The organism is Ureibacillus endophyticus (assembly GCF_003628435.1).
Taxonomy (GTDB): Bacteria; Bacillota; Bacilli; order Bacillales_A; family Planococcaceae; genus Ureibacillus; species Ureibacillus endophyticus.
This window is the reverse complement of the sequence record NZ_RBZN01000016.1, coordinates 1-12,091: the sequence shown is the minus strand read 5'-3', so window position 1 is coordinate 12,091 and position 12,091 is coordinate 1. Positions and strand designations below refer to the sequence as shown.

Genomic DNA, 12,091 nt, shown 5'->3' with positions numbered 1-12,091 from the left:
TTGTGATTTTCTCCTCAGTAAAAACATAAAATTTATTGGTGTATTGTTTCGAACAACGTAAAGGGGAGGAAATACAATTCAAATACATGTTGTTCAACCGGGTCAATCGTTATATGGGATAGCACAAGCCTACGGAAGTACGGTAGAAAATATCGCCCGTGCTAACCAGATAGAGGGTGCTGAAACTTTAGTAATCGGTCAAGCTTTGGTCATTCCAATTTACGGAAGCTTTTATTGGGTTCAACCAGGGGACACGTTATTTTCAATAGCACAACGTTTTGGAATAAATTATACGACGTTAGCACAAATCAACGGCATCAATCCAAATGCACCATTAGCTGTTGGAACACGTCTCTATATTCCACCTATGCCAAAACGAGATGCAGAAGTGAATATTTATATCGAACCAATGGGGGATACAGTTAGTGAAGAATTATTAACTGAAGCGAGAGAGATAGGAAGATACTTAACATACTTAGCACCTTTTAGTTATGAAGCTAGACGGGATGGTAGCCTAGATCCAATCCCAACTGTAGGAATTCCAGAGGTGGCACAATCCACAGGTGCAACTTTAATGCTAGTTGTTACCAATTTAGAAAATGGTCAATTTAGTGGTGAACTAGGCAGAGCTATCTTACAAAGTTCAGCAGTTCAAGATGTATTGCTTGAAAACATTGTAGACGAAGCACGTAGAATTGGTGGAGTATCCGATATTCATTTTGATTTTGAGTTTTTACCAGGCGATCAACGAGAAGCATACAATAACTTTTTAAGAAAAGCAGCTAATTATTTACACAATGAAGGGTTCTTAATCTCAAGCGCTCTTGCTCCTAAAACAAGTGCGGATCAAGCAGGTCAATGGTATGAAGCGCATGATTACCGGGCACATGGAGAGATAGTTGACTTTGTTGTATTAATGACCTATGAATGGGGGTATTCTGGAGGACCTCCGATGGCAGTTTCACCAATTCAAGAAGTAGAAAAAGTATTACGTTATGCCTTAACAGAAATGCCTGCTAGTAAAATCATGATGGGTCAAAATTTATATGGTTATGATTGGACACTACCATTTGTTCCAGGTGGCCAATATGCACGAGCAGTAAGTCCACAAAGAGCGATTGAAATTGCTAGGGATAATAATGTTGCCATTCAATATGACTACACAGCACAAGCACCACACTTTAATTATGTAGATAGCGCGGGAAAAGCTCACAAAGTTTGGTTTGAAGATGCAAGATCCATTCAGGCAAAGTTTAATCTGATGAAGAGACTCAATTTAAGAGGAATTAGTTATTGGAAGCTAGGGTTCCCATTCCCACAAAACTGGTTATTAATAGGTGAGAATTTCAATGTAACAAAACGTTAACTATATTCTGTGCCTCGAAACTACGAATTACTAGTAGATTTGAGGCTATTTTTTTGTAAACCACTTTGTGACATAAATGTAAGGTTAATAGAGACAAAAGTCTATTTTTTAATTTCCTATTATGTAATAAAATGGTATGTATAAAGTGAGGAGGGGTATTTTGGTTAAGTTTAAAAAAATTGGAATTCCTGTTACAACAGCCGCGCTATCTCTAGGTCTATTGGCTTCTGTTGCAAGTGCTCAAACTCCTGTGGGTGGACAAGCTGAAAAAATACTAATTCAGGTTGCATCAACAGAAGCTCAAGTTGCAAAAGAAGATTTAATAAAAAAATTAAAAGAGCTTTTCCCAAATAAGTTTGATTTTTTATCAAACAACGATTTTTACATGAGTTCTGGGCAGGAATACCCTTGGGACGATACAATTCGTTACAATTTAAATTTTAATAAAAATATTAAAGGGAAATATGTTTACGGTAGTATTACATTTGCTGGAGATAATTTGGAAGTTGAAAATTTCTATTTCCAACCTATTAATCAATCCGATGCGTTGTTCCCTGCAAAAGTAACTGAGGATGAGGCGAAACAAATTGCCTTAAACTTTATAAAAAAATTCCCAAACAGCAATGAATACAAATTAATTACAAATGATAGTAACTATTACTACTTATATGGGAACCAACTATTAACAGAGCCGATTCGCTATGCGTTTACGTTTGCGAAAACACACTCAGATGTAAAAGTTGCAGATCAACAAATTAATGTTACAGTGCTAGGAAATGGTGAGATAACAGATTTCTATCGTAATACGACAGCACAAAAATCAACATTTGATGAGAAAGGTCAGTTAAAATTACAAGCTGATGTTTTGAAAAAAATTAAGGACAACCTATCTGTTCAATTACAATACCAAATCAATTATGATTACCTAAGTGGTGAACGTACTGTACAGCTAGTTTATAATCCAACTTCTCAATTCAGTGGAGTACATGCTCTAAGTGGTAATTGGTTTACAGCGGATGGTATTTCTCAATCACTACCTGCTAGAAAAACAGTAGAACCAATAGTTAATCAAAAACTATCACCTAGACAACCTGGAATTACTACTGAACAAGCAAAAACAATTGCAAACGATCTTTTAAAGATTGATTCAGAAGATGTTAAGTTAACAATTCACAGTGTTGAAGAAACGACAAATTACAATGGCAAAGAAGTCATTATGATTAACTATTCATATGAATATAAAAATGGTGGATATGGTACTAGTATCGAAATTGATAAGGCAACAGGAGAACTTATTCAGTATCATAATTTAAAAAATGAAGTGTTAACTGAAACGAAAAAAGAAGAAGATACAAAGGCTACACTATCAAAAGCTGAAGCTCTATCAAAAGCTACTGCTTTCTTAAGAGAGTGGGTACCATCTTATTTAAATCAATATGCAAAACCAATTAACGAGCCATATTATGATAAGCAACGAGGAGTATATAACTTCACATTCCCTAGAATTGTAAATGGTATCGCTGTTACTGGTGATGATATAAACGTTAGTATTACAGACAAAGGCGAAGTAACGAATTTATATGTGAACGATCAAAATATTGATGAGTGGCCTTCAACGGAAGGAATATTATCTGTAAATGAAGCAACTGATCGTTTCAAAGAATCAATGAATCTAGAATTACTTTACACGAAACAAAATGAAGAAGAGAAACATTATTCATTAGTTTATGTACCAACTTATAACGAACAACAAATTAGTTCACTTGATGCAACAACAGGTGAATGGGCGAGCTTGTTTGGAAAGAAAGAAACGTCTACAGTAACACATCCAACTGCTGAAAAAGAGTTAAATTACTTAATTGAAAAAAATATTTTAGAAGTAAAAGATTCTAGTACTTTCAATGCAAATAGTGCAATTACTAAAGGTGAGGCAATCAAAGTTTTAGTAAAATCACTTACTTACTTCTATGAGGGTATGTATCCTCAACAAGAAGAAACAACACAAACCTTCGAAAATATTGGACCAGATCACCCATACTTTGGTGTGATTGAAAGAGCGGTTGCAATCGGAATTCTAGATGCATCAAACGATACTTTTAATCCAGAAGCAAAGCTAACTCGTGAAGAATTAGCTGTTTGGTATATTCGTGCTCTAGGTTTAGAACAGGCAGCAAAACATAAAGACATTTATAAAGTAAATGTGAAAGATGCTGCAGATGTTACAAATACTGGACATGTTGCATTAGCTGTTGCATTAGAACTTCTACCAACAGAAAATGACCTATTTAGTCCTAAAAAAGAAGTATCTTATGCAGACATTGCGGTATCAACAATCCGTTTAGCACATAAAGTTAACGAGTCTGGAAGAGAATTACAATATTATTAAAAGAAGAAGGGCAGTTCCCGTTTTTCGGGTACTGCCTTTTTCTGTCCGAAAATTCTGTACAAAAAGTAATCGTCAGCATATAATATTCATATATGATTATATATTCATATTTAAGATTTTAGGGGGATGTATATGGATCAAGAAATGAAAGTAGCATACCAGGACGATTTAGATGAGGAGACGCTTTTTTTAGTGTCCCAAACTTTCAAAGCATTAAGTGACCCAACACGTATTCGAATTTTGAATTTACTTTTTAAGAAGGAATATTCCGTTAATGAAATAGCTGAAACATTAGAACTTAAACAATCTACGGTTTCTCACCAATTACGGTTTTTAAAAAATCTTCGTTTAGTAAAATATCGTCGAGAAGGAACAACATTATTTTACTCTCAAGATGATGAACACGTAATGAACATGTTAAAGCAAACGATTGAACATGCTAATCATAGTTAAGTTGTAGTTACAATATTTCTATATGAACATATACTAATATAAAGGGAAGGGTGATTAATTATGGGACACGGACATGATCATGCGCATCATAACCATACACATGGTGCGAATAAAAAAACATTAACCATTGCATTCTTTATAATAAGTGCATTTATGATAATAGAAGTTATTGGGGGATTTCTTACAAATAGTCTTGCCCTTCTTTCGGATGCAGGACATATGTTAAGTGATGCAGTCTCTCTAGGTGTCGGTGTTTTAGCTTTTAAACTAGGGGAACAAGTTGCGAGTTACAGTAAAACATATGGGTATAAACGTTTTGAAATATTAGCAGCCGTTTTTAATGGTGTTACATTAGTGATTATTGCTCTGTTTATTTTTTATGAAGCAATTGAACGATTTGCAAATCCACCAGAAGTAGCTTCAACAGGTATGTTAATGATTGCGATTATTGGATTGCTCGTAAATATCTTAGTTGCATGGATAATCATGCACGGTGGCGATACAAAGGAAAACTTGAACTTACGTGCTGCATTTTTACATGTAATTGGTGATATGCTAGGATCTGTCGGTGCAGTTGTAGCAGCTTTACTAATAATGTTTTTTGGTTGGGGTTGGGCAGATCCGCTTGCAAGTGTAATTGTTGCTTTACTTGTTCTAGTAAGTGGATACCGAGTTACGAAGGATTCAATTCACGTATTAATGGAAGGGACACCAAGTAATATAAAAATAGAAGAGATTATTGATTTATTAAAATCTACTCAAGGCGTTATCGATATTCATGATCTACATTTATGGTCCATTACAAGTGGTCAAAATGCTTTTTCTTGTCATGTTGTAGTAGATGAACACATAACACTTCGGGAAAGTCAACAAATACTGAAACACATCGAACATGAACTAGCTCACTTTGGTATTAATCATGTAACCTTGCAAATAGAAGACAATCAACATAAACATGAGGACTCAATTTTATGTAAACTAAAACATGAGCACCACCATCATCATGCGCATAGTCATTAATATAAAGTAGTGGAACAGGTATCTCAAATATTAGGAGATACCTGTTTTTAGTTAGGTTTAAACAAACTTATAGAATTTACAATTGTTGGATAAAATGGGGTGGTAAATACAAACTTATTTGAGGGTGAAATATGAATCATAATAAATATAATATTTGGTCTGGGATTTTTTTCGGAATCGGGTTAGTTGCGTTCTTCGATGAAGCAGTATTCCATCAATTGCTTCATTGGCATCACTTTTACGATAAGGCTACATTAAGTGTTGGTCTAATTTCAGATGGATTGTTCCATGCGTTTAGTTGGTTTTCAACAGTAGCTGGATTATTTATGTTAGCTGATATGCGAAAGCGGAAAATTTGGAAAAAAAAGAAGTGGGTAGGCGGTATCTTTGTTGGGGCAGGTGTATTTCAACTATATGATGGGACGATTCAACATAAATTAATGAAAATCCATCAAATCCGTTATAATGTTGAGATTTTCTATTATGACCTTTCTTGGAATGTAATAGCTGTTATTTTGATTATCATCGGGGTAATCTTACTTAGAAAATCCTCAAGTACAGGTGAGTTAAATGCATCATCATCATGAACCTGTTCACTGGTTTGGGACAATATTCGGTAGTATTGTGTTTTTATTACTAATTGCAATTTATATAGTCGGCGTCATGATATCAAATAAAAAATACTCCCAGTGGCCATTGTACCGAATTGTATTATGGAGTCTTGGAATAATCTGTATTGCGATAAGTTTAGTCGGACCTATTGCTGAAAAGGCCCATAACAGTTTCCAATCTCATATGATGACTCATTTGCTTTTAGGGATGCTTGGACCATTATTACTCGTATTTTCGGCACCAATCACCCTTTTATTAAGATGTTTAAAGGTTCAGCATGCAAGAATAGTGAGTCGAATATTAAAAAGTAAGTATGTTGAAATTGTCTCTCACCCAATAATAGCAACGGTTTTAAATATGGGTGGACTTTGGGTGTTATATGTAACTCCACTTTATAACGCAATGCATTCGTCCATCTTGCTTTATAGTTTAATTCATTTCCATGTGTTTTTAGCAGGATATGTGTTTACGGCTTCGATGATATCTTTTGATCCTTCACCCCACCGATATAGTTTTATCTACCGCTCGATTGTATTAGTTTTGGCAATGGCATCCCACAGTATTTTATCAAAATGGATTTATGCAAATCCTCCACAAGGAATTGATAAATTTGATGCGGAAATGGGTGGAATTATCATGTATTATGGTGGAGATTTTATTGATTTGATTATCGTGATTGTATTATGTGCTCAATATTTTAGAAGAACTCAAATGGGTATAAGAAAAAAGGAGTTGTCTGAAAAGTCATTTTGAGACAGCTCCTTTGTAACTGACGCTACCGCTTTCGTCACAGATAAATTGCGACGAGGATAGTGACAACCACCGCAGGAACAATAATTCATAAGAGATATTTATCAAGAAAGAAAAGAGGTGTCCAAAAAATTATTACTTTTTGGACACCTCCAGGTTATTTTTTAAGCTTATTTAAAGTTGATAATACTGCTCGAAATTCTTCTTCTTGTTGTGTTTTAAAATAGTTTTGAAATGGATCGCCAATTGTAGTGATTCTCTCAAGAACAGCAGGAATCGGAAAAAGTTTTGGGGTTAGTTTACTATTGACTTCATTCCAATTCAGTGGGGTTGCAACATAGCCGAACTCATTGCCCCTTGCAGAATACGGGGCGATAATCGTTTTTCCTTCCGCATGTTGTACATAATCTAAGTACAGTTTATTGTTGCGATTTTTTTTGAGACGTTCGGTTGTAAACCATTTCGGTTCTTGTTCACATAAAAAGCGACAAACAAATTCAGTAAAGACCCTACATTCATCATAAGAGAAAGTATCTTTTGGTAAAGGGATATAGAGTTGAAGCCCTTTTCCTCCAGATGTTTTTACAAAGCAAGTTAAGTTAAGATTATCAAAAATTGCTTTCATTCGAGTTGCTGCCTCTATGGCGAGGGAAAACTCGTCTACTGAAGGTGGGTCTAAATCGAAAACAATTTCTGTAGGATAAGTTGTTGAAACCGTTTGAAAAGGTATATGAAATTCAATGGCCAGTTGATTTCCGAGCCATAATAAGGACTCGATATCCTGACAAATTATATATTCAATATCTTCATGTACCTTTGTTTTGATAAATTCCGGTGTATATTCTGGAGCATTCTTTTGGTAAAAACTTTCTCCAGGTACTCCATGGGGAAAACGAATTGCTGTTAAAAGACGCTCCTTTAAAAAGGGAAGCATGTATGGAGCGATTTGTTGTAAATAATAAATATAATCATCTTTTACCAATCCCAATGCAGGCCAAATTGGTTTATCTGGATGAGTGATTGTAATGGTTTCTGGTAACGGATTTAATTGACGAAGCATTCCTTCCCAAGTAACATCACCTGGCACAGTGTGGAATCGAAAAGCTTCAAATCTTGGTTCTCTTAATTTTTTTCCATCGTAATCAATACACGCTACATCTACACAAATGGAGGGTGGTAATTCCCAAGTGGTTGCAGATGTTTGTTTTCCTTTTGAAAGAAAAAATGTAGATAGGGTCCCCATCTCTTCATCGGAAAACCCATGACGGAAATTTGTAATAACTTCTAATTGGTCATCTTTAAAGACTGCACCATTGAAATAGCCGTTTTCTTGATCATATTGAGTAAGGATAACCGTAACAATTCGCCAGTTTTTAATTTTTAACCATTGATTTGAACGCTTTCCTCTTTCCCATTGGCTTGTTGTTTTCTTTGCAATAATTCCTTCCCCATGATATTTCTTTACTTTTTTCCATAGCTTATCAGAATCGTGAAACTCTTTAATCATTTGGATTGTACCTTTATTTTGGTACTCTACTTGTTCAAACAATTTAAGTTTATGTAGTAGTGATTTTCTTTCGTTTAAAGGCAACCCTTCTAATAAGTTTCCTTTATACAGTATCAAATCAAAAACAATAATGTTACATGGAAATTGTTTTGCGAGTTCTTGTATCGTTTTTTCAGTTTTTGTCTTTCCGCGTTTTTGAACAATTGAAAATTCACTTTTAAAGTTATTTGTCAAATATACAATTTCACCATCAAAAATTAATGGTAAATGAGAGACGATATCTTCGTATATATCCTCACAATATTGAATCAACTCAGGGAAGTAGGTATTGAGCTCTTTTCCGTTTCTGCTAATGAGTTTCGGTGTTTTTTGTTCCCAAATAACAAGACATCGAAAGCCATCATATTTCGTTTCGTAAATCCAGTCCTTGCCGGTCGGTGTGCTTTCGGTTGAAGTAAGGAGCATTGGTTTCATTGATATAAACCTTCTTTTTCCCTTTATTTTTTCAATAAAACAACACGTTATACATAGAAAGAATGTAAATAAGCATAATAACGAAAAGAGAGGTGAAGTCATAATGCATACAGTTTGGAAAGGTAGCATTAGTTTTGGTCTTGTTAATATTCCAGTAAAGCTTCACGCCGCAACAGAAAATAAGGATATCAAGTTAAGACAATTACATAAGGAATGTAATAGTCCGATTAATTATCAAAAGGTTTGTCCTGTTTGCGATAGAGAAGTGAAAAATGAAGACATTGTAAAAGCTTATGAATACTCGAAAAATAAATTTGTGGTATTAGATGATGAGGAACTTGAAAGAATTAAAAAAGAGAATGAAGATAAATCAGTTGAAATCCTTGAGTTTGTAAAACTTGAAGAGATTGATCCAATTTATTTTGAACGAAGCTATTTCCTTGCTCCTGATAGTGGAGGTGGAAAGGCGTATGCATTATTACGTGAAGCGTTAAGTAGCTCAGGGAAAATTGGCGTAGCTAAAATTACGATTCGTTCGAAAGAGCAGTTAGCAATTGTTCGAGTTTATAATGATACATTATTGATGGAAACAATCCATTTTCCAGATGAAGTTCGAAATGCTGCAGAAGTTCCAAATATTCCAGATACCGAAAAAGTCACGCAAAAAGAATTGGACACGGCTCTTATGTTAATCGAACAATTAACAACAAAATTTGAGCCTGAAAAATATACAGATGAATACAGAACAGCATTAATGGAACTGATTGAACAGAAGAAATCTGGAGAAGCAACCGTTACTGCAACGGATAAACCAACATCTGCAATTCCTTCCGATATGACAGACTTAATGGCTGCATTACAAGCATCGTTGGATAAAACGTCCACTACGACTAAGAAACCGGTAACTCGGAAACGAAAAGTAAAAGAGAAAAAAGAAGCTTAAAAATAAGCGTAGTTGAAGTATTCAACTGCGCTTTTTCAATTTAGGAAAACTTTAAATTGAATGGATAAATAATAGTTATATGGGAAAAATATGAGAGTGAAAATTCAACTAAGGAGAGAAACGACATGAATGCGATAAAATCATTTCTGATTATACCTTTATTAGTAGGCGTATTGTATGGATGCAATGACAATAATGATATCGATCAAGATGAAGTTGTAACGGGTAATAATGAAGCTGGGCAAACAGAAAATACTGATAATGATACAGTTGAACAAACAACAGACAATCAAAATACTGGGAATAGTGAATATAACTTTACACACTTTGATTTAGACGTAGATTATCCGAACGATATTTCTTTTGATGTTGAATATACAAAAAACCAAGATGTAGTTGGTGTTGAAGTTGATGATGAAATTAACAATGTCGAATTAAAAGGCGATGCTGCAAATGAACAAATAGCTCCACAATTAGCAAAACTAACATTTGATGAAAATACAAGTGATGATGAAGTATTAAACGAAGTGTTATCTGCTTTTAATTTAGAAAAGGATTACCAAAACATTGAACTTGAAGTGAAATTTAATAATGGCGATGTAAAACGTTATAAGTTTAAAAATTAAATCTAACAGGGAACTGTATAATTAAGAAATTACTTAATTATACAGTTTTTATTTTGTATAAGTAAATTGTTATCCTAAAATAGATGAGAAAACTAAGTTTACATTTAGGGAGTGATATATTTTGAATACATTAATCTTTTTAGGGGCATTGCTTTCATTTTTAGGAGTTGCGCTGGGTGCCTTTGGAGCTCATGCATTAAAAGATAAATTCGCAGAGCCGCGTTATGCACAAAATTGGAACACAGCAGTGCAATATCAAATGTATCATGCTTTAGGGCTAATTATTCTAGGTACTTTATCAAATGATGTTTTGTTAGGGGAAACAAGTCTTTTAATGTGGGCTGGATATTTAATGTTGGCAGGAGTAATCTTCTTTTCTGGAAGTCTATATGTATTATCTGTCACAGGTATAAAGAAATTAGGTGCAATTACACCGATTGGAGGAGTTTTATTTTTAGTAGCGTGGATTTTAGTCATGATTGAAGTGATGAGCTAATCAAGGGATATTTTATGAAATGTAATCCATTCTATATGAGAAGAAGGGATGTGATTTTCAAATGTTGCAAAGTTATTTTTCGGACTTACATATACATATAGGCCGAACACAAAGCGGTAGAGCTGTAAAAATTACTGGAAGCAAAAATTTAACGCTACAAAATATTTTGGATGTAGCAAGTAGTAAAAAAGGGTTAGATTTAATCGGAATTATTGATTGCCATTCTCCAGAAGTTATTGGGGAGATAGAGCAACTGATTATGGAGGAGAAAGCGCAGGAACTACCACTTGGTGGAGTACGATATGAAGGAACGACTTTGATATTAGGCTCTGAAATTGAAATATATGATGAGCATTGTCATGGCCCAATTCATGTCCTCGCCTTCTTTCCAACAATTGAAATAATGAAGGAATTTTCGAAATGGATGAGTCATCATCTGAAAAACATTCATTTAAGCTCTCAACGAATATATTGTGATGGACTTACATTGCAGAATAAAGTTCGTGAGTTAGGCGGACTCTTTATCCCTGCTCATGTGTTTACACCTTTTAAAAGTCTTTATGGAAAAGGTGTAGTAAAAAGTTTAAAGGAAGTATTTGATCCCCAACTTATTGATGGTATTGAACTTGGACTTAGTTCTGATACGTATATGGTCAAAGATATTAGTGAATTAAATCCATATACTTTCGTGACGAATTCAGATGCTCATTCTCTTGGTAAGTTAGCGAGAGAATATCAAAAGTTACAGCTGGGTGATGTCAATTTTCAAGAGTTAAAACTCGCACTTCATGAACAAGAGGGAAGGGGAGTTCTCTCAAATTATGGGTTAAATCCGTTACTTGGAAAATATCATGAAACAGTATGTGCAAATTGTGGTGAATCTGTTGAAGAAGAAGGGTTAATTCATTGCCCGTACTGTGGGCAATCCCAATTAATAAAAGGCGTTTCAAAGAGAATTAAAGAATTATCTGATACAGAATATCATACACGTCAGCGACCGCCGTACATTCATCAAATTCCCCTTGATTTTATTCCGGGAATTGGACCGAAAACAATTGAAAAATTATTAAATGTCTTTGGAACAGAAATGAATATTTTGCACCATGTAAGTGTGGAGGAACTAGCACAAGTGATACCACTAAAAATTGCTACTACGATAGATCTGGCAAGAAACGGAAAACTCGGTATTACAGTTGGTGGTGGCGGTGTTTACGGAAAAATAGAAAAACAGTAGATGTCGATTAATGCCGACATCTTTTTTAATTCTATTAAATTTTTAAATTGATACATATTAAGAGACTAATTTACTATATATATAGGGTGATGGAATTCTATAGGGTAGTGTCAAAACTTCTATGAAAAACTGAAAATCACAAGCGTTCAGGGCGGAAAGTACTCTCCGCACGAGGTGACAATCGCTCTTGACAAACATTCCGAAAAGGTTGCGCCTTGTTTTTG

Annotated in this window: 11 protein-coding genes; 10 read left to right on the top strand and 1 reads right to left on the bottom strand. The window is 34.5% G+C overall.

The annotated features are described in order from the left end of the window. Positions 1–76 precede the first annotated feature (76 nt). The 6 genes from D8M03_RS08265 to D8M03_RS08240 all read left to right on the top strand — a co-directional run bounded on the left by D8M03_RS08265 (position 77) and on the right by D8M03_RS08240 (position 6,590). Positions 77–1,366: a glycoside hydrolase family 18 protein gene (locus D8M03_RS08265; protein WP_121214297.1), complete on the top strand. Its 1,290-nt coding sequence runs from the start codon at positions 77–79 to the stop codon at positions 1,364–1,366. 160 nt (positions 1,367–1,526) lie between these two features. Then, entirely contained in the window at positions 1,527–3,752 is a 2,226-nt protein-coding gene (locus D8M03_RS08260) for a YcdB/YcdC domain-containing protein (protein ID WP_170148406.1), read from the top strand. Between the two features lie 132 nt (positions 3,753–3,884). Continuing rightward, on the top strand, positions 3,885–4,205 hold the full coding sequence (locus D8M03_RS08255) for an ArsR/SmtB family transcription factor (RefSeq protein WP_121214295.1): 321 nt from the start codon (positions 3,885–3,887) through the stop codon (positions 4,203–4,205). Positions 4,206–4,265: 60 nt separating this feature from the next. Beyond that, positions 4,266–5,225, top strand: coding sequence for a cation diffusion facilitator family transporter (locus tag D8M03_RS08250; protein ID WP_121214294.1), 960 nt, complete (start codon positions 4,266–4,268; stop codon positions 5,223–5,225). 131 nt (positions 5,226–5,356) lie between these two features. Beyond that, a complete protein-coding gene (locus D8M03_RS08245) occupies positions 5,357–5,812 on the top strand; it encodes a DUF2243 domain-containing protein (protein ID WP_121214293.1) in 456 nt (151 codons plus the stop codon). Continuing rightward, entirely contained in the window at positions 5,796–6,590 is a 795-nt protein-coding gene (locus tag D8M03_RS08240; RefSeq protein ID WP_121214292.1) for a cytochrome c oxidase assembly protein, read from the top strand. The genes D8M03_RS08245 and D8M03_RS08240 overlap by 17 nt, the downstream gene beginning before the upstream one ends. 154 nt (positions 6,591–6,744) lie before the next feature. Here the strand turns inward: D8M03_RS08240 and D8M03_RS08235 are convergent, their stop codons facing one another. Further along, positions 6,745–8,568 (bottom strand): DNA ligase D, encoded by a 1,824-nt coding sequence (locus D8M03_RS08235; RefSeq protein WP_121214291.1) that lies wholly within the window; start codon positions 8,566–8,568, stop codon positions 6,745–6,747. Positions 8,569–8,671: 103 nt separating this feature from the next. Here D8M03_RS08235 and ku point away from each other — a divergent pair, with 103 nt between their 5' ends. The 4 genes from ku to D8M03_RS08215 all read left to right on the top strand — a co-directional run bounded on the left by ku (position 8,672) and on the right by D8M03_RS08215 (position 11,867). Then, positions 8,672–9,511 (top strand): non-homologous end joining protein Ku, encoded by an 840-nt coding sequence (gene ku / locus D8M03_RS08230; RefSeq protein ID WP_121214290.1) that lies wholly within the window; start codon positions 8,672–8,674, stop codon positions 9,509–9,511. A 125-nt stretch (positions 9,512–9,636) separates the two neighbouring features. Then, on the top strand, positions 9,637–10,137 hold the full coding sequence (locus D8M03_RS08225; RefSeq protein WP_121214289.1) for a YusW family protein: 501 nt from the start codon (positions 9,637–9,639) through the stop codon (positions 10,135–10,137). A 121-nt stretch (positions 10,138–10,258) separates the two neighbouring features. Beyond that, positions 10,259–10,633 (top strand): DUF423 domain-containing protein, encoded by a 375-nt coding sequence (locus tag D8M03_RS08220; protein ID WP_121214288.1) that lies wholly within the window; start codon positions 10,259–10,261, stop codon positions 10,631–10,633. 64 nt (positions 10,634–10,697) lie between these two features. Continuing rightward, positions 10,698–11,867 carry an endonuclease Q family protein gene (locus D8M03_RS08215; RefSeq protein WP_121214346.1) on the top strand — a complete coding sequence of 390 codons (1,170 nt, stop codon included), beginning with the start codon at positions 10,698–10,700 and terminating at the stop codon, positions 11,865–11,867. Positions 11,868–12,091 lie beyond the last annotated feature (224 nt).

Coding starts and splice junctions, on each gene's coding strand:
- D8M03_RS08245 (WP_121214293.1), top strand. CDS start 5,357: ATGAATCATAATAAATATAATATTTGGTCTGGGATTTTTTTCGGAATC.
- D8M03_RS08235 (WP_121214291.1), bottom strand. CDS start 8,568: ATGAAACCAATGCTCCTTACTTCAACCGAAAGCACACCGACCGGCAAG.
- D8M03_RS08250 (WP_121214294.1), top strand. CDS start 4,266: ATGGGACACGGACATGATCATGCGCATCATAACCATACACATGGTGCG.
- D8M03_RS08225 (WP_121214289.1), top strand. CDS start 9,637: ATGAATGCGATAAAATCATTTCTGATTATACCTTTATTAGTAGGCGTA.
- ku (WP_121214290.1), top strand. CDS start 8,672: ATGCATACAGTTTGGAAAGGTAGCATTAGTTTTGGTCTTGTTAATATT.
- D8M03_RS08255 (WP_121214295.1), top strand. CDS start 3,885: ATGGATCAAGAAATGAAAGTAGCATACCAGGACGATTTAGATGAGGAG.
- D8M03_RS08240 (WP_121214292.1), top strand. CDS start 5,796: ATGCATCATCATCATGAACCTGTTCACTGGTTTGGGACAATATTCGGT.